Raw genomic sequence first — 17,611 nt, forward strand, 5'->3', positions numbered from 1 at the left:
GCCTGAAGGCGACCACGCCTAGGCTAGCTAATATGTCCAGATCGTCCGATTCGCCCGCTCTTCCGTCACTGGTCAGCGTCTCGAAGTATCTTCCCTTCGAGGGTATCCGTCATGCCGGAGGCCAATACGCACTGCAGCACTATCGGGCACTCCGCGATGTGTTCGGGATCCGCATCATCGCGCCATCGACTCGATTGAATCGCGACGCGGCGGAGACTGCGCCCGACCTTGACTACCAGCTGCTGCAGAGTCGCAGTCCGCTGTCGAAGGACACGCTCAAGCCCCTGGCCGACCTCCAGTCGGTGGTCGCGGGGAGCAGCGCGCATCCGTGGTTCCGGCACGCCCTGAAGAGGGACGCCGATGCGCGGACTTCGCTGGCCGCAGCCGACATCATCGAGTACCAGTGGTCGGAGATGTCCAGCCTCAGCCGAGTAGTACGGCGCCTCGCGCCGGAGGCGAAGACCGTCGTCATCGCGCACGACGTCATCTCGCAGCGCTGGGCACGAGCAGCGGGGCAGGCGACGAACCCGCTCAGACGCCTCGCTTTCTCCGCTGCCGCACGCGCGAGCAGACGCCGGGAGCGTCGTTCGTTCGGCGACGTGGATGCGGTGATCACCTTCAGCGAGAAGGATGCGATTCTGGTGCGCGAGCTGGCGAGCTCCGCGGTCCCTGTGGTCGTCCATCCCGGTTTCCCCGTTCCGCCCGAGCATCCTCAGGCGAGCCCGACGACCTCCAGGACGGTGCTCTTCACCGGAGCGATGAACAGGCCGGACAACGACGAAGCGGCACGTTGGTTCCTGGCCGCCGTCTGGCCGCGCGTGATCGAGGCTGTGCCCGATGCACGGTTCCGGATCGCCGGGGCGCATCCCAGTTCAGCTCTTCACGCCGCAGCCTCCGGCTCCATCGGCGTGGAGGTCACCGGTGCAGTCGACTCGTTCGATGCCGTGTATGCGAGCGCGGATGTCTGCGTCGTTCCGCTGCGCAACGGCGCCGGAGTGAAGTTCAAGACGATCGAGGCCATGCTGTGGGGCATCCCGACCGTGGCTACCGAGGTCGGCGCAGAAGGTATCGAGGCAGCGAACATGCTCCATGCCGTCGTCGACGACGCTGAGGGGTTCGCCGACGCGGTGATCAGCGCCCTGCACGGAGACGGGGATCGAACCGCAGCGGCGGCGAGGACCTGGGCCGTTTCGGTCTACGGCCTGGAAGCGTTCCAAGATCGACTCAGAAGCGTCTACACCGGAATCTTGGGCCCGCAGCCTGAGCGGGGAGTCAGTCGCAGCCGGTGATCTCGTAGAGCACGGCATCGCCTTCGGAGTCGATCATCGTGAGGAGGTCGGAGCGCGCCAGTCGTTCCAGACCACGGTACGCGTGCTCGGCTCCGTGGATCTCCTGCGTGCCGAAGTCGAGGACGTAATCGACTCCCGACCTTTCGACGGCCTCGCAGACTTCCCCCGCCGATCCGCTTCGCGAGAGCTCGTCCATGATCTCCTGCTCATCGGGACTCACTCCCATGAGGATGTGCGGCATCACCACCTCGCGGTCGGCGAAGGCATATGCCATGCCGGTGCCCGTCCACGGGGAACCGATGATCAACGCGTCCTCCGGAACCTCGTCGGCGAGCCGCTCGAGCAGGTCCCGCTCGTCCGTCGAGACGAGCGGAGACGTCTCGGTGTACGCATAAGCTGCCGAGGCGGTCTGCATCGCCTGGGCCATGGCCAACGCCTGGCCCCCGACGAGCACGACGGCGACCGCGACGGATCCGACGACCACCGAACGCCGCACGGGCGATTGCCGCATCACGGCGCGTACCTTTGCCACCACCGCGGCGGTTCCGACCGCCGCGATCGGAATCGCGATGATCGGCAGGAGCGCCGCGAGACGCGGCGCATTGTTGTACCACGCAGCCGTGATCAGATCGCGCAGCGGGTGGAACGACAGCGCGCTGGCGACGACGTAGAGCGTGATGACGGCGAGCATGAGCACCAGCGCGACGATATCGCTGCGCCGGCGCCGTCTCACCGCCACGATCACCCCGACGATGAAGAGCACGGCGACCAGCAACGGTATGAGCTCATACCGCGGTGAGAGCGTGAGCGCCTGTCCGAGAGCCTGACTGATCGTCTGCTCGGTCGGCCAACCTCGCGCCTCAGCCGGTGGACGGAGCACGCGCCAGGCGGCGATACTGGCAACGGCCAGCACCCCGAAGGCGATCGATGTGAAGATCAGCCGACGACGCTCGGGCCGGGTGCGAAGGAATCCGATGAAGGCGATGGACACCACGATCATGCCGAGCAAGATCCAGGCGACGAGTGCACCGGGATGCGCCACCGCGATGCCGGGAATCAGTCCCAGGATCACGAGGACGAGCGTCGCGTTCGGAATCACGTCGCTGTCGCCATCGAGTCGGACGAGTTGGATGACTGCGGCCAACCCTGCGGGCACGAGGCTGACGCCGAGCAGATACGGGTACAGCACGCCGTAGTCGATCATCATCAGGGGGAAGGCCGGGAGAAGGCCGCTCAGGAGCACGGCGCTCAGGACGACCGAGAGGCGCTTTCCGAACAGGACCACCGTGAGAAGCACGACGGTTGCCGGCCACACGACAGCCGCCGTCGCGATCGCCACCGCATTCGTCGCGACCATGATCGTCGCTCCGGTGAGCTGCACGACGAGCGCGACGACCGCGTGCCATGCCGCCGGATAGAAGGCTGTGACGCCGGGAGCACTGGTCATCCCGCCGACACTCATCGGAGAGGCGTTCTCGGTGTCGAGAATATAGCGCGCGGCATTCAGGTGGAAGACGTTGTCGAAGGTCTGCGAGATGTTCTCCGGCGACCCCACGACGAGCGCGATCTGGATCCCGAACACGATTGCAGCGAGTGCGAACGCTCCCACAACGGCTGCGGTGCGACGCGAGCGGATGCGGACGATTCGAGCCGCTCTCGGTTCGCGTCCGAACCGCGCAACGACGAGCGCGATGGCCGCGAGAGCCAGGGTGGCGATGAGCACCGGCAGCACGGACCACGGAATTCCCAGCAGGCCCGCGCCGAGTGAGGCCAGGACGATGGCGCTCACCGAGGCCGGAGCTGCAACTCCCCATGCCCAGAGTCCGCGCAGCGACAGCGCTCGCGCGATGACATACCCCGGGAGGACGAGGACTGCTGCCGAGACGAGGATGACAGGTATCGCCTCGAGCCAGCTCACGCCTGGGCCGCCTCGGGGTACTGCACCTTCGGGTTGAAAGTGATCCCTCGAAGCCACTTGCCGAGAAGTCGGGCACGCAGGTCCAGCGGGACGCGTCCACGATGCAGGCTCACGAACAGACGCGCACCGAATTCGAAGTAGTGCAGGATTCCCCGGTGGTGCAGCTGCCACGACGCCTCGTTGCGCACACCGTACGCGAACTTCCACAGGCTCTTCCGGTCGACCATCGCGAAGTTCACACCGCGGTTGTCTCCCATGTCGTGAACCACGGAGCTGTCGAGCACCTGAACCCCGGGGCAACGTCCCGTGAGGCGCAGCGTGTACTCGCGGTCATCGAACCAGATGAAGTACTCCGCGTACGGGAACCCGAACTCGGCGATCGCCCAACGCGGGATAAGCACAGACACGAACGAGCATGCCGTGACCATCACGTTCTGCTGCCCCTTGACCAGGAGCCGGCCCCAGTCCCATGTGGGAACAGGATTGTTCATCTCACAGATGCTGCCATCGGTGAACTCGACCACCGAGCAGGCGAACGGCACGTCAGGACCGAGTTCCGCCACGGCATCGCCGAATCCGGCGATCAGTGCGGCGAGTGCGTCGGGCTTCGGGTAGCAGTCGTCGTCCATGATCCAGACGTGGTCGGCCCCCGAGCCGTATCCGCGCCGCATCCCCTCGGTGAAACCTCCGGCTCCACCTGAGTTCGTCGCCATCGTGATGACCTCGACCGGAACCGCCAGATCGAGGCCGGTCAGATAGTCGGCAGTGCCGTCTGTGGAGGCGTTGTCGATAACGAAGAGCGTCTCCACCGCGTGAGTCTGCGCCGCGATAGAGGCCAGCACTGTCTTCAGCTTCTCCAGCCGGTTGAATGTGACGACGACTGCTGCGACGCTCACCACGAGCTCACCTCTTCCTTGAACCACGAACTCGCGGACTGCTGCGACAGCAGCTTCTTCTCTGCTTTGCGCTCCTTGCGCCAGAGGGATTCCCTGGCGGTCTCGTCCCCGATGAGCGGCGCGACGGCGTCGGCGAGACGCCGTGCAGCGCTGTGCGAGAAGCGCGGTACCAGAGCCGCCGGCGGGACGATGTCGCGCTGCGCACCCACATCCGTCGAGACCACCGGCACGCCGTGGGCGATCGCCTCGAGCGTAGTGAGTGTGAGACCTTCGTTGTGGGACGACACCACCAGGACATGTGCTTCGTCGAGAGTTTCAGCGACCGGCGTCTGGGATGTGCGTCGGACGATGTCGGCCGTCATCTCAGCGGTTTCGATGATGTCGTCGACCCAGCCGGCGAGCTCGCCGTCGCCGTGGAGGATGACCCGAACCTTGTAACCTTGGCGCTTGAGGCGATGAGCCATGGCGACGAAGACTTCGGGAGCCTTCTGCCGCGCCAGTCGACCGATGAACGCGACGGTGAAGACGTCCCCTTCGACCCGGGACCGGAAGATCGCGTCCTTAGGCTTCACCGTGAGGCCGCCGAGCGGAGCCATCACCACGCGCTCAGCCGACACCCCCTGAACCTCGGTCATCCAGCGGGCGAGACTCGGCGAGATGACATGGTGCTTCGTCATCGAGTTGGCTGCGATCGCGCTGCTCAAAGGGTAACCGCCACCCCTGTACTCCACGATGTGGGTGCTGTCGATGATCGGGATGTCCGGACGCGAAGCAGCGATCCACGCGACGCGATCGTAGAGCCACTGGTTGTGGTGGATCACGACGCCGCGCACGTCGAAGGTACGCAGCAGAGCCCGCAGAAGCTGCTCGACGCCGGGTGTCTGCGACTCGACCGTGGGCTCCGAGAACGGGATGAGCAGCGCGCCATCGAGCTCGGGCCGCGTGATCCACGGCTGATGGGAGTCCCGGTTCGTCAGCACGATCGGCAGGAATCCGGCCTCGCGCACGAGCTTCACCGTCTCGAACGCCCAGAGTTCAGCACCACCCAGCTGGAACCAGTGCAGGCCGATGATCACGGCCTTCTGCGCGTCCTGAGGGGCCGGTGCCGCCGGGACGATGACGTCGTCTTCGTGGAGCCCTCCCGCGAGGAACTCGGACTCGTAACGACGGCGCTTCACGGCGGTGTTCAGCTGGCGTTGGAAGCGAAGCAGGGACAGATCGCGGAGATCGTCGTAGAAGAGGGGCGCGCGCGCCTTCACCTGCCGAGCCACGCGGCCGATCAGATCCTGACGCGGCGCCTGATAGGGGTCGGATTCCAGGACGACGTCACCCGACACGTGCAGGTGGCGCACAGACGAAGCCGAGAGCGCCGTCGACGCGGCTTCGGAAGGATGCTCCCTGCGCGTTTCCGGCGCGACAGTGCTGACAGCGTCGAAGGAGCTCAGGCGGCGACGGTTGAAACGCGACATCCCGTCGAAGGTGCTGTCATCGGTCAGCCGCGGCGGCGTCTCCCGAGTGCCGTCGTAGAGATGCACACGGAGAGCCCTCTCGGGTGCCATCAGCGCGTGGAAGTTCAGGGCCCCGACCAGCAGGCGACGCTCCCGCAACGAGAGATCCGTTCCCGTGCCCTCATCCGAGAAGCGGAAGAGGGCCGGTTGATCGAGAGCTTGCAGAAGTGTCACGAGTAACGGTTGCTTTCGGATCGACGGACGCACAGACCTCGGCGAGCTTATCAGCGACGCCACGCCCCACCCTGGGCCTCCCCTGAGCCATGAACCGGTCGTGATCGTCAGGTCGGCATTGCCAGGTACTGCACAGAGTCACTCGTATGATTGCTTTCGGTGCGCGCGAGACGGTCGGCGCATACGGAAGGTGGATTCGCGGTGCAACAGGCTCGCACGCTCGATGCGCAGAGGATGACGACTCCCGGCGCGAATCGAGGGCTTCTCGAAGTCTTCCGACAGCGCTATCTCCTCTCGCTCATCGTGCGGAAGGAAGTGCAGATCAGATACCGAGGTTCGATCTTCGGTTGGCTCTGGTCCTATGTGAAGCCGCTCGTCCAGTTCGTCGTCTTCTTCGTCGCCATCGGTGTGTTCCTCGGGCTGAACGACCGGGTGGAGTTCTTCCCGATCTATCTGCTCTCGGGCATCACCGTCGTGACGTTCTTCAACGAGGCCTTCTCGAACGGCACACGCTCCCTCGTGGACAATGCCGCCCTCATCAAGAAGATCTACCTCCCTCGCGAGATGTTCCCGATCGCGAGCATGATGATCGCCGCGGTGAACACCGTCCCGCAGATCATCGTCGTGGTGGGGATCTCCCTCTTCTTCGGATGGGCCCCCTCCCTCGCCTCCGTCGCCGCCATCGTGCTCGCGCTGGTGATCATCGCTGTCCTGGCGAGCGGGCTCGGGCTCTTCTTCGGCGCGATCAACGTCACGTTCCGCGACGCGCAGAGTTTCGTCGAGATCATCGTGATGGTCGCGATCTGGGCGTCGCCGGTGATGTACGAGTGGACGCAGGTCGCCCGTGTCGCACCGGAGTGGCTCTTCGTCCTCTACCGGCTGAACCCGATCACCGCCGCGGTCGAGCTGTTCCACTACGGCATCTGGTTCCCCCTCGGCCCCGGCGATGCCTCTCCCCTCCCCGATCTCTGGATGTACGGACTGATCGCTCTCGTGACATCCCTCGCCGCGCTGGTCATCGGCCAGCTCGTCTTCCGCCGACTGGAGGGCCGCTTTGCCCAAGATCTCTGAGCCCCAGACGCAGACCCTGCCGCGCGTCGTCATCGACGACGTCCACAAGACCTTCAAGCTCCGCCACACGCACTCCATCAAGGAGACCGCACTCGCGGCGATCCGTCGCAAGCCCCTCACGACGAACTTCCATGCCCTCGACGGCGTCTCGTTCTCGATCGGCGAAGGCGAGTCCGTCGCGCTGCTCGGATTCAACGGATCCGGCAAGTCCACCATGCTCAAGCTGATCTCCGGTGTTCTCGAGCCCGACAGCGGCGCTGCGCTCACGCGGGGCCGCGTCGCCGGACTCATCGAAGTCGGCGCCGGATTCCACCCGGACCTCTCCGGCCGGGAGAACATCTTCCTCAACGCCGCGATCCTCGGTATGACCAAGAAGGAGACCGAGGCTCGCTACGACGAGATCGTCGCCTTCAGCGAGATCGAGAAGTTCATCGACACCGAGGTGAAGCACTACTCCTCCGGTATGTTCCTGCGTCTGGCGTTCTCCGTGGCGATCCACACCGAGATGGATGTGCTCCTCATCGACGAGATCCTCTCGGTCGGCGACGAGCCCTTCCAGAAGAAGTGCCTGGCCCGTGTCCGCGAACTCCACGCGAAGGGCAAGACCCTCGTCGTCGTCAGCCACGACTTGAACATGGTCTCGAACCTGTGCGAGCGGGGCATCCTGCTCCAGGGCGGAAAGATCCGCTTCGACGGCCCGAGCAAGGACGCCGTCGAGTTGATGCGGGCTTAGGTCACAAGTCGGCGTGCAGGCCCCAGAGGCGCTCCGCGGAGCTGGCCCAGGAGAAGGCCCGAGAGCGATCTGCCGCGAGCACGCGGAGTCGGCTCGCGGCCCCCGCGGTCGCTTCGGCGACGGCGTCTGAGATAGCGGCGGCGGGAACCAGCATCCCGCCGTCAGCGAGGACGTCACGGTGGGAGCCGCTGTCCACCGCGACGACGGGGATGCCGAGAGCCATCGCTTCGACCGCGCGCCACGGCCAACCGGCTACCGCACCCGTCGCGACGTAGGCGGAGGCTCCATCGAGGACCGCGGCACGATCCTCGATAGACAACGCGCCCCGCACATGCGCACGTCGCTCGGGCAGACCGGCGGCAGAGGCAGCCTCGGCGTAGCGGGGCTCTGCGCCATCGGGGGCGTCGAGGACCACGGCGTCGACGCCTGCTGCCATCGCACCCCGGAAGCCCTCTGCCAGGCTCGTAGAAGACCCGGTGAGCACCACATACTCGCCCGGAAGAGAGAGCGCAGCGCGACGCTCGATGGCATCGTGCGGTGCGGCGAACTCCTGCGGCGCGGCACCGGCGATGACACGGACCCTGTCTCCGAGCTTCGCAAGCTCCGACAGCCGCTCTGCGACAGCGTGCGAAGGCACCACCACCGCGTCGGCATGCCGCACCGCACGTCGAAGCATGCCGCGCTGCCACGCCACCACACCCTTCGGCAGCAGCTCCGGAGCATCCCAGGCCCGCAGATCCCACAACGTAACGGTGGTCTGATCGTTGTCGTGCACACGATCGTGGCGCACCAGAGGCGCCATCAACGTGGGCGAGTGGATGAGTCCACCGCCGACGCCAGGCGCGATACCGAGTTGCCAGGACGCGGCGAGTTCACGGCGTCCGAGACCGAGCCTGCGTACATCGCCGACGCCTGCCAACGGCACGGCGGCCCCCGCAGGGACTATGGCGTCCACCGAGCACCCTGACGGCGCCGTGGAGATCAGCCCGGCGGCGAGATCGATCGAGGCGTGCGCCTGATCCGCGTCGACGACATGCACGAGCTGATCCAGAACAACACGCAGCCGAGCACCCATGCCAACAGGCTATCCTCGCGGCACCACTCCTCAGCGGAGCGCACCGCCCGCGCCGCTCGAATGTCAGCGTTCGCACAGATTGCGCCCACCACCGCAACAGCGGTTCATGCTTGAATGCTCGAATGAGCGATGGTCGACTTCCCGTCCGGCGCCGATGGATCGGGTGGACCGTCGGCGTTCTGGTGTCCCTGCTGCTCATCGCGGTCGGATGGGTCACGATCCGGGGCATCGGCGCGGTGAACGACCTCCAGCAGGTCGCCAAGGGCGCCTCCCAGCTGAAGGGAGCGATCGCCGCCGGCGACCTCGACGGCGGGAAGCCCATCGCCAGGAGCATCGCGAACAACGCAGCCTCCGCTCACGACCTCACGTCCGACCCCGTGTGGCAGGCATTCGGCGCGCTACCGTGGATCGGACCGAACTTCCGTGCCGTGAGCGAGATAGCCGAGATCGCCGACGACGTGTCGTCCGATGCTCTCACTCCTCTCCTCGATGTGGCGGCGGACTTCGACCTCGCCAGCCTCGGATTCGCCGGCGGAACCATCGATCTCGCGCCGTTCGCAGAGATCGCCGAGCCGCTCGGCGCCGCCGACACCGCGCTCAGCGCCGCAGCGCTGCAGGCACGACGCATCGACGCAGGTGCCACGCTCCCGCCTCTCGCCGATGCCGTCAGCCAGCTTCGCTCATCGGTCACAGAAGCTGCGACCGTGGTCGGGTCCCTCCACGGCGCAGCCGTTCTGCTGCCGACGATGCTCGGCGGCGAGGGTCCGCGAAACTATGTGCTCGCGATGCAGAACAACGCGGAGCTGCGCTCGTCCGGCGGGATCATCGGCTCGATCGCGCTGCTGCACGCCGAGAACGGCAAGATCACTCTCCAGACCCAGGCGTCGACGCGGGACTTCCCGCCACTCGACGCTTCTCTTCCGCTCAGCGATTCCACGATTGCACTGTTCGAAGATCGCCCAGGACGGTATCTGCAGAACATCACGAGCATTCCGGATTTCGCAGAAGCGGGCCACACCATCGCCGCACGCTGGGAAGGTCGATTCGGCGGCACAGTCGACGGCGTCATCGCCGTGGACGCCGTCGTCGCGAAGCATCTGATGTCCGTCACCGGCGATCTCAACTTCGGCCCGTTCACCGCGACCTCCGACAACATCACCGACATCCTCCTCTCGGAGATCTACGCCGCCGTCCCAGACCCCGCAGTACAGGACCAGATCTTCGCGCAGGTCGCAAGCGCACTGTTCGGTGCAGCGCTTGCCGGCGGCGATCCCCAGGCGATGATCGGCGCGCTGGCGGATTCGGCCGCTGAGGGACGCATCCGGATCTGGAGCGCCCACGAGGACGAGGAGGCTGTGCTCGCCTCGTCGGCGCTGGGTGGCACGATCCCAGCCGACGACGCCGACGCCACCTATGTGGGTGTTCTGATGAACGACACCACCGGCGGCAAGATGGACTATTACACCCGCGCGTCCATCACCACGGCGGTCGGCACCTGTCAGGGAGATCAGACGACGCAGGTGCGAGTGACCTGGACCAACACGGCTCCGGCGGACGCCGCAACCTCTCTGCCGACGTACGTCACAGCCGACGGCTTCTACGGCGTACCTGCCGGCAGCGTGCGCACGCTGATCGCGATCTACGGGCCGGAAGGAGCGACTCCTTCCCACATCGATCGCGATGGGGCAGAGGACGGCGTGCAGACGGCGATGATCGGCGACCGGTCCGTGGTGCAACACGAAGTATCTCTTGCGCCGGGCGAATCGACGACGATCACCATCGAGTTCCAGGGGACGGGCTCAGGAGAACGTCTCACCGACGTGTTGCACACGCCGCTGATCAATGACCCGGACACGAAACGGGTGCCTCTCCAGTGCGCTTCGTGACTTTCCCAGGTCTTTAGGGTACTGTCGACTCACTGGGGAATATCTGGCGTCTGCCAACCTGCCGTGGGGGCAGGAAGACGCCACGCAGTCGGATGCAGGGGTGTGTCCGAAGGCGATTCCGCGTGAAATTCTGGGGAGAAATCATGCTGAAAAAACTGGCTGCCATCAGCCTTGCCGCTGGCGCACTCGTATTCGTGGCGCCCGCTGTCGCAAACGCCGCGCCGACTGTTCCGGCCGCGTCGTCCGATACGTATCCGACTCCTCCTGGAGCGAAGGTCGGTAACCCGATCATCGACATCTGCGAAGTCTCGACCATCGTGTTCGGTCCGGGCTACTTCGTTCCGTCCGAGAACGTGAACGTGTCCGTCTCCGGCTACAACGCCGGGAAGGCCGCTGTCTCGGGGAACACCGCCACTGCCGACGGCAGCCTGACGCTCACGTTCCGTCCGCCGTCCGATGGTGAGGGCTCCTATGCCGTCGCCTTCAACGGCTCGCGCTCATACACGGCGACCATCACGGTTTCGCACGGACATGACGCCGCTGCCAGCTGCGATCACGATCCTGGTGTCGCCGCTGCGGGTTCCGAGTTGCCGCTCACCGGCGGAGCCATCGAACTCGCGCTCACCGGTGGAAGCGTATCGCCGTGGGTCCTCGGTGGCGGAGCCGCGGCGCTGGTCGCCGGTGGCGCCCTCGTCGCAGTCGGAGTATCTCGCCGCAAGCGCGCCTAGATCCGGCTGCCGCCTCGTGCGGTGGTCGACTGGACGACGGTGATCCCTCCCCCTCCGATCACCGTCGTCTGGTGCATCCGGTGGACAACACCGGAAGCCCACGGCCGTCCCCTCCCTCGGGTGGGCGGCCGTGGGCTTTGTCGTACCCGCAGGGGAGCATGCACGCCCGGCACCTGCCCCTATGCTGCGAGCACGCGCCGGGCCCTAACCGAGAGTCCGTGCGGCGCCCGCAGCCGCCGCGCCGTGAGCTCGCTACGCGCACCGCCTCCATGCGGCGGCGCGCGGTGATCAGGGCGTGGGTGTCGGAGTCGGGGGATGCAGCGTCTGCTGCATCAGGTCACGGATGTACGCGTAGTCAGGCTGATGCTCGTCGACGCCGGCTTCGGGTGTGAGCTCGATCGTGGTGACCTGCTGCTCCTTCGCCTTGAGCATCAGGTCGAAGAACTCGGGAAGCTTGTCGGACGGCAGATCTGTGCTGATCAGCGCCGTCCCGGCCGCTGCCACCTCGTTGAATCGCGTGAGCACGGTCTGCGGCGTGAACTGGGCGAGGATAGCCGCCTGCAGCTCGCGCTGGCGCTTCATCCGATCCCAGTCACTGGTCGTGTAACGCGAGCGGGCATACCACTGAGCGGTATCGCCGTCCATGCGCTGCTTGCCCGGCTCGATCCAGCCGATGGCCCACTCGTTCACGTCGCTGCCGGTCCACCCCTCTGGCGGGCCGCCCTTGGGCAGCCGCTCTGTGACATCGATCTCGACGCCGCCCAGGGCATCGACGAGCTCGGCGAAACCATGCATGTCGACGAAGACGTAGTACGGGATCTCGATACCGAGAATTCCTTCTGCTGCGTCCTTCGTGGCCTCGATACCCGGTTCGGAGCCGTTCGCCACAGCATCGGGATACAGGCCCTCACCGCCGTCTTCCCGGCAGACCTCGGCGGCATTGCGCACGTGGTTCATCCAGGCGTTCCAACCGCAGGTGGAGGAGCCGTGGCCCTCGAATCCGTTGGGATACAGCTCCTGCATCGGGCTACCGTCGCTGAAGGGCACATTCGGAAGCTCACGCGGGATCCCGGTGATGGTCACGGCTCCGGTGTCGGCGTTGACCGACACGACGGAGATGCTGTCGAATCGCATCGAATCACGACCGTCGCCGCTGTCCGCACCGAGCAGGAGGATGTTGTAGTACCCGTCGCTGGGTGCCACGCTGGGGCCGCTCTGTCCGAAGATCGAGCCGATGGTGTTGCGTACCGATCCGACGGCGGTCGCGGCATAACCAGCACTACCTCCGACCAGTCCCAGCAGCACCAGCGCCACGACCGGGATGGCGAGTCGCGCGACGCCGGGCACCTTCACGAGCCGGACGATACGCAGCGTGTCGAACGTCAGCACGACCCAGAGCACGACGTACCCCACCAACAGCACCTGCACTATCGTCAAGACCGCGGCGGAGAAGAATCCGCCGCCGATCGTGAGCCACAGCAGGACGGGGCGAGCGAAGAGCGCGAGCCCCAACGCCACGATCGCCAGGAACCAGGAGAGCATCGTCGCGCCGATACCGAAGCGCCCGAGCCGACGATTGCCTGCGAGAACCTGTGCAGATCCGGGCACGAGAAGGTTCATCGCGACCAGCCACCAGCCGCGCTTGGCCATCATCCCCGAATCGGCGGAGTCGGGATGCCTCAGCGGCCGAGTCTCGATGAGCGGGCGCCGTGTTGCGCGCGGAGGCGCAAGGGTCACAGCGAACCCTTCAGCCGTTCGTTCTTCGTCTCGACCTGCGCCTCGAGGTCACGGGCGTACTCTTCGACACGGTCGGCGAGAGCGGTGTCCGAGGTTCCGAGAATCCTTGCGGCGAGGAGACCGGCGTTGCGGGCGCCCCCGATGGACACCGTCGCCACCGGGATTCCTGCAGGCATCTGCACGATCGAAAGAAGGGAATCCATACCGTCGAGGTACGCGAGCGGCACCGGAACTCCGACGACGGGGAGCGGCGTCATCGAGGCGAGCATTCCCGGAAGATGGGCTGCTCCCCCGGCTCCGGCGATGATGACGAGGATACCGCGCGACCGCGCCTCGCGCGCATACGACATGAGCTTGTCCGGAGTCCGATGCGCCGAGACGACCTCGACTTCGTGCGGGATGCCGAAGTCCGTGAGCGCTTGAGAGGCATCGCTCATCACGCGCCAGTCGGAGTCGGATCCCATCACGACGCCGACCAGAGGCGCGGCGGAAGAGTGCAGTGGCTCGGTCACCAGATCAGGGTACGGTCTGCCGCTGTGAGAATCCCCGAACGGCACACCCCTTGCACGCATGTGTCGGCGAAAAGCCGAAGGTGGCCGTGAGTCAGAGGAAGTGCGCGGCGACGGCTCGTGCGACGTACACCGCATCATCGAGATCGTCATCGGCGACATTCACGTGACCGACCTTGCGACCTGGCCTCGGAGCTTTCCCGTAGGTGTGGATCTTCGCCTGCGGATGCTCTGCCATGGCAGCACCGAAACGCTCGTCCAGCGTGCCTTCGACAGGTCCGCCGAGGATGTTCACCATCACCGACCACGTGGCGCGCGGTGCCGTGCTCCCGAGCGGAAGGTCGGCGACAGCGCGCAGGTGCTGTTCGAACTGGCCTGTGACCGCTCCGTCCTGGCTCCAATGCCCACTGTTGTGCGGTCGCATGGCGAGTTCGTTGACGAGGATTCGTTCGTCGTCGGTCTCGAACAGCTCGACGGCAAGCATTCCGGTCACACCGAGTCCCTCCGCGATGGTGCGTCCGATTGCCTCTGCCACCTCGGCCAGGCGCTCGGCGGCCGCGGGAGCCGGAGCGATGACCTCGGCGCACACACCGTCGCGCTGCACGGTCTCCACCACGGGGTACGCGACGATCTCGCCACCGGGGCGACGCGCCACCTGCTGGGCGAGCTCGCGCACGAACGGAACGAGCTCTTCGACGAGGAGCGCGTCACCTTGGGCGAGCGCATCCAGCCAATCCTGCGCCTCCCCTGCCGTTCGCACGACCCGCACTCCCTTGCCGTCGTATCCTCCGCGCGGGGTCTTCACGACGCCGGCGCCTGCGTGCTCGTCGAGGAATGCCTGCAGTTCAGCGACGGTGCGCACGGCCGCCCAATCCGGCTGGGGGATCCCGAGCTCGGCAAGGCGCGCACGCATGACGAGCTTGTCCTGCGCGTACTGGAGCGCGTCGGGCCCCGGGTGCACGACCACACCATCGGCGACGAGTTGCCGCAGCACGTCCTGCGGCACATGCTCGTGGTCGAAGGTGATCACGTCGACGTCTGCGGCGAAGGCACGCACCGCCTCGAGATCGCGATAGTCGCCGACCGCGGTGGCCGCGAGTCCGGCCGACATCCCTTCACCTTCGGCGAGCACTCGCAGCTCCAGTCCGAGTTCGACCGCCGGAGCGATCATCATCCGAGCCAGCTGTCCTCCGCCGATCACGCCAACACGCAGCGCCATGTGCCGCCTCCATTCGTCTGGACCCATTCTCCCGCACCCATCAGGGCGCGCACGACAGGTTGCGGATTCGACGGCGCAGCCGACGACCTGGACCTCAGCCGCCCTGCACCGGAGATGTTCAGTCGCCGGTGGCCTGCGCGTCACGATGAGCGAGGATCTGCCCGACCTCGATCTGATCGGCGAGAGTCTCATGCACGAGCGTCACGTTGGGGACGTTCGGCAGGCGGAGCGGAGCGTCGACCCCGTTCGAGAGCGTGATCGTTCCCGAACCCCACATCCGCTGAAGCGGACCACGACGAACTGCGATCGTGTATCCCCTCGCATGCGACATCTCGTGGCGACGACGAGCACCGATCCCCTGGCGTGCGATGACACGCCTGGTCGTCACAGTGGTGCTCCGGGAGTACCAGACGACGAACGGCAGCACCACGGCGAGCAACACCAGTGCGCCCGCGGCGGTCAGAAGCATCCAGTCTTCGAACCCCGCAGGCAGGTTGCCGAAGAAGTAGGCTGTGGCGCCGAAAGTCGCGATCAGCACGAGGGCCGACCAGAACAGGCGGCGTGCGTGGCTCCGAAAGCGCGCGATCAGCAGCTCCTCCGAAGGTGTACCGGGCGGTGGCATCAGGGGCCGGCCGCCGAGCGTCACAGGCTGGGTCACCCCACCATTGTGCCTGTGATCTGCGACAAAGCCGTCTGTGCGGCGGCGTGTCAGCTTCCGGTCGCGCGCACATGCACGACGTCGCCGGCGGAGATGGCGTGCTCCACCCCGTCGGATTCGACGAGAAGTCGGCCATTCGCGTCGATCGCCGTCGCCACTCCCTCGAGGATGCGGTCAGCGGGCATCGACACTCGAACAGGCTGCCCGAGCGTTGCGCACCGCGCGGACACCGCTGCATGCAGGCCGCTCGCGACAGCGTCCTCCGCGGCAGTCAGCGCCGACAGGTGACGACCGAGCCGCTCGAGGTACGCGGCCAGCAGCCGGTCTTCATCGACATCGACGTCGAGCGACGCGAACGAGGTCGCGGTCGGCACCGGAAGCTGCTCGATCGTCATCGCCGTGTTGACGCCAGCACCGACGATCACCGCGTCCGTCGTCGCCTCGGCGAGAATCCCGCAGATCTTGCGCCCATCGACGAGGACGTCATTCGGCCACTTCACGGCGACATCGTGCTGCGGGAGCTGGTCGGCTATCGCTTCGGACATCGCGAGTCCTGCAACGAGTGGAATCCAGCTCCGTGCGGCCGGGTGGTCAGGGATCGCCCGCAGCAGCACGGAGATGGCCAGCGCCGAACCGTCTGGCGCCACCCAGGTGCGATCGAGCCGGCCACGCCCCGCCGTCTGGTTGCGCGTCACAAGGGTCGAGAGATGCGGCCAGCCGACGGCATCGTCCGCCTTCGCACGCAGATCTGCGTTCGTGGAGCCGGTGTGCGTGACGAGTTCCAGGCGCGGTGCCGTGGCCGCAGCGAGTGGGAGATCCATACTCATACGTCCTCGTCGTCGACTTCTTCGTCGTCATCGTCCTCGTCTTCGCGGATGGTCCCCACCTCATGGGCCTGCCACCGCTCCCACTCCTTCATGAGGCCATCGATCGCGGCGTGGAACTTCGCGGTGGCGACCCCCTGGGTGGTGTCGCCGAAGTAGTGCTGCACCCACATCCGCAATCGTGCGGTCGCGGCCTCGTCGGCTCGTACCCGCTCGACTTCGGCGACGATGTCGGTGGCCGCCTCCGCGGTCAGCCACTCGCAGTCGGCGAGGTATCCCTGCGTGTCGATGGAGGCCTCGTCGTCCGCCGGGCGCGTGATCATCAGCGGCTTCCCCGCCGCGAGCCGGTCGTAGACCATCGCCGAGATGTCCACGACGGCGACGTCGGCCGCGGTGAGCTGCCAGCCGAGTTCCGGAGCGGCGTCATAGATGTGGTGAGCGGTCGCATCGGCCGCGTTCGCCGCGTTGATCGCCGCGACGATCCGTCGATGCGCGGCCCCGTAGGCCTCGTCGACCACCCCACTGCGGGGGTGCGGGCGATAGATCACGCGGTGTGCACCTGTTGCCAGCAGTCGGCTCACGAGCGCCTCGCCATGCGTCGCGATCGAGCCGTAGTGAGCGCTGGGACGGTCGCCCTCCCAGGTGGGCGCGTAGAGCACGACGGTTCGCTCGTCCGGCGTGTACGGCAGCGCCCCCGAGTAGTGGTCCGCCTGGGGGCGCCCGATCTCGATCGTGCGGTGATCCACGTCGTAGTCCCACAGGGTGCGCGACAGGCGGTCGCGCGCGGCCTGCCCGGCGACGAATGCGTAGTCGTAGGCCTTGTACTGATTGGTGGTCATGTACATCTTGTCGGACTCACCGTGGTTGATGAAGACGTGCCAGCGTCGCCCGTAGCGGAACATCTGGAAGTTCCGCGTGTTCTGATTCACGTACAGCACGACGCGGATGTCCTGCGTCGCGATGAACCGCTCCAGATCACGGATCTTCGGCACGAAGGCTACCGGCGGAGCATCCTCTTCGAGCAGCTTCTCGGTTCCGGTCGCCTGCCTGGAGAGCACGACGACGGGCCAGCGCTTCGAGAGCTCGGCGAGCGGGCGGTACCACTGGCGCATCTGGTACATGTTCACCGCACCATCGGCGAAGTACACCGCGACCTTGAAGTGACCGACCGGGTACGGCTCGCGTTCTGCGAGCCGCCGGCGCACGCGCTGCACGGCGGTGCGGGATGCGAGCGCCCGCTTCAGCAGACGGTACGCCTTCTTCGCGTCAGACAATGCACCCATCCCTCCAGAATAGTTCGTCCTCGGCGGATCCACCGGCCTGCAGCGGGATGGCACGGCCTGCGGTCGAGCGCCTCACCCATCCTCATCAGGGAACGCCCGAAGA

15 protein-coding genes are annotated in these 17,611 nt (G+C 66.3%); 5 read left to right on the forward strand and 10 right to left on the reverse strand.

Annotated features, from left to right (window positions below):
- Positions 1-32: 32 nt before the first annotated feature.
- Positions 33-1,289, forward strand: a complete 1,257-nt coding sequence (locus CQ040_RS13610) for a glycosyltransferase family 4 protein (RefSeq protein ID WP_105526887.1) — start codon at positions 33-35, stop codon at positions 1,287-1,289.
- On the opposite strand, the gene CQ040_RS13615 is transcribed toward CQ040_RS13610, so the two are convergent.
- The 3 genes from CQ040_RS13615 to CQ040_RS13625 are packed head-to-tail and all read right to left on the reverse strand — an operon-like array spanning position 1,273 to position 5,785.
- Entirely contained in the window at positions 1,273-3,207 is a 1,935-nt protein-coding gene (locus tag CQ040_RS13615) for a DUF6541 family protein (protein ID WP_105526888.1), read from the reverse strand. The two genes, CQ040_RS13610 and CQ040_RS13615, sit on opposite strands and share 17 nt — an antisense overlap.
- Positions 3,204-4,103: a glycosyltransferase family 2 protein gene (locus CQ040_RS13620; RefSeq protein ID WP_258131363.1), complete on the reverse strand. Its 900-nt coding sequence runs from the start codon at positions 4,101-4,103 to the stop codon at positions 3,204-3,206. Before CQ040_RS13620 ends, CQ040_RS13615 begins: the two co-directional genes overlap by 4 nt.
- A complete protein-coding gene (locus CQ040_RS13625; protein ID WP_105526890.1) occupies positions 4,100-5,785 on the reverse strand; it encodes a glycosyltransferase in 1,686 nt (561 codons plus the stop codon). The genes CQ040_RS13620 and CQ040_RS13625 overlap by 4 nt, the downstream gene beginning before the upstream one ends.
- A gap of 234 nt (positions 5,786-6,019) precedes the next feature.
- Here CQ040_RS13625 and CQ040_RS13630 point away from each other — a divergent pair, with 234 nt between their 5' ends.
- Positions 6,020-6,856, forward strand: a complete 837-nt coding sequence (locus CQ040_RS13630; protein ID WP_105526953.1) for an ABC transporter permease — start codon at positions 6,020-6,022, stop codon at positions 6,854-6,856.
- Positions 6,840-7,589, forward strand: a complete 750-nt coding sequence (locus CQ040_RS13635; RefSeq protein WP_051251252.1) for an ABC transporter ATP-binding protein — start codon at positions 6,840-6,842, stop codon at positions 7,587-7,589. The genes CQ040_RS13630 and CQ040_RS13635 overlap by 17 nt, the downstream gene beginning before the upstream one ends.
- A 1-nt stretch (position 7,590) precedes the next feature.
- Here the strand turns inward: CQ040_RS13635 and CQ040_RS13640 are convergent, their stop codons facing one another.
- Positions 7,591-8,664, reverse strand: a complete 1,074-nt coding sequence (locus CQ040_RS13640; protein ID WP_105526891.1) for a glycosyltransferase — start codon at positions 8,662-8,664, stop codon at positions 7,591-7,593.
- Positions 8,665-8,786: 122 nt separating this feature from the next.
- On the opposite strand from CQ040_RS13640, the gene CQ040_RS13645 reads away from it, so the two are divergent.
- Together CQ040_RS13645 and CQ040_RS13650 are read left to right on the forward strand one after the other, a co-directional pair.
- Complete coding sequence (locus CQ040_RS13645; RefSeq protein WP_105526892.1) at positions 8,787-10,550, forward strand: DUF4012 domain-containing protein; 1,764 nt, start codon at positions 8,787-8,789, stop codon at positions 10,548-10,550.
- 143 nt (positions 10,551-10,693) lie between these two features.
- On the forward strand, positions 10,694-11,278 hold the full coding sequence (locus CQ040_RS13650; protein WP_105526893.1) for a hypothetical protein: 585 nt from the start codon (positions 10,694-10,696) through the stop codon (positions 11,276-11,278).
- 288 nt (positions 11,279-11,566) lie between these two features.
- On the opposite strand, the gene CQ040_RS13655 is transcribed toward CQ040_RS13650, so the two are convergent.
- From CQ040_RS13655 to CQ040_RS13680, 6 genes are all read right to left on the reverse strand, one after another.
- Entirely contained in the window at positions 11,567-13,015 is a 1,449-nt protein-coding gene (locus tag CQ040_RS13655; protein WP_105526894.1) for an LCP family protein, read from the reverse strand.
- Positions 13,012-13,479, reverse strand: coding sequence for a 5-(carboxyamino)imidazole ribonucleotide mutase (purE, locus tag CQ040_RS13660; protein ID WP_105526954.1), 468 nt, complete (start codon positions 13,477-13,479; stop codon positions 13,012-13,014). The genes CQ040_RS13655 and purE overlap by 4 nt, the downstream gene beginning before the upstream one ends.
- A 139-nt stretch (positions 13,480-13,618) precedes the next feature.
- Positions 13,619-14,743: a 5-(carboxyamino)imidazole ribonucleotide synthase gene (locus CQ040_RS13665; protein ID WP_105526895.1), complete on the reverse strand. Its 1,125-nt coding sequence runs from the start codon at positions 14,741-14,743 to the stop codon at positions 13,619-13,621.
- Between the two features lie 118 nt (positions 14,744-14,861).
- On the reverse strand, positions 14,862-15,365 hold the full coding sequence (locus tag CQ040_RS13670; RefSeq protein WP_181156929.1) for a PH domain-containing protein: 504 nt from the start codon (positions 15,363-15,365) through the stop codon (positions 14,862-14,864).
- An 86-nt stretch (positions 15,366-15,451) separates the two neighbouring features.
- Positions 15,452-16,222 carry a biotin--[acetyl-CoA-carboxylase] ligase gene (locus tag CQ040_RS13675; protein ID WP_374954132.1) on the reverse strand — a complete coding sequence of 257 codons (771 nt, stop codon included), beginning with the start codon at positions 16,220-16,222 and terminating at the stop codon, positions 15,452-15,454.
- 2 nt (positions 16,223-16,224) lie between these two features.
- Positions 16,225-17,508 (reverse strand): CDP-glycerol glycerophosphotransferase family protein, encoded by a 1,284-nt coding sequence (locus CQ040_RS13680; RefSeq protein WP_105526898.1) that lies wholly within the window; start codon positions 17,506-17,508, stop codon positions 16,225-16,227.
- Positions 17,509-17,611: the final 103 nt, after the last annotated feature.

Source organism: Microbacterium sp. MYb54, from assembly GCF_002979515.1.
Lineage (GTDB): Bacteria > Actinomycetota > Actinomycetes > Actinomycetales > Microbacteriaceae > Microbacterium.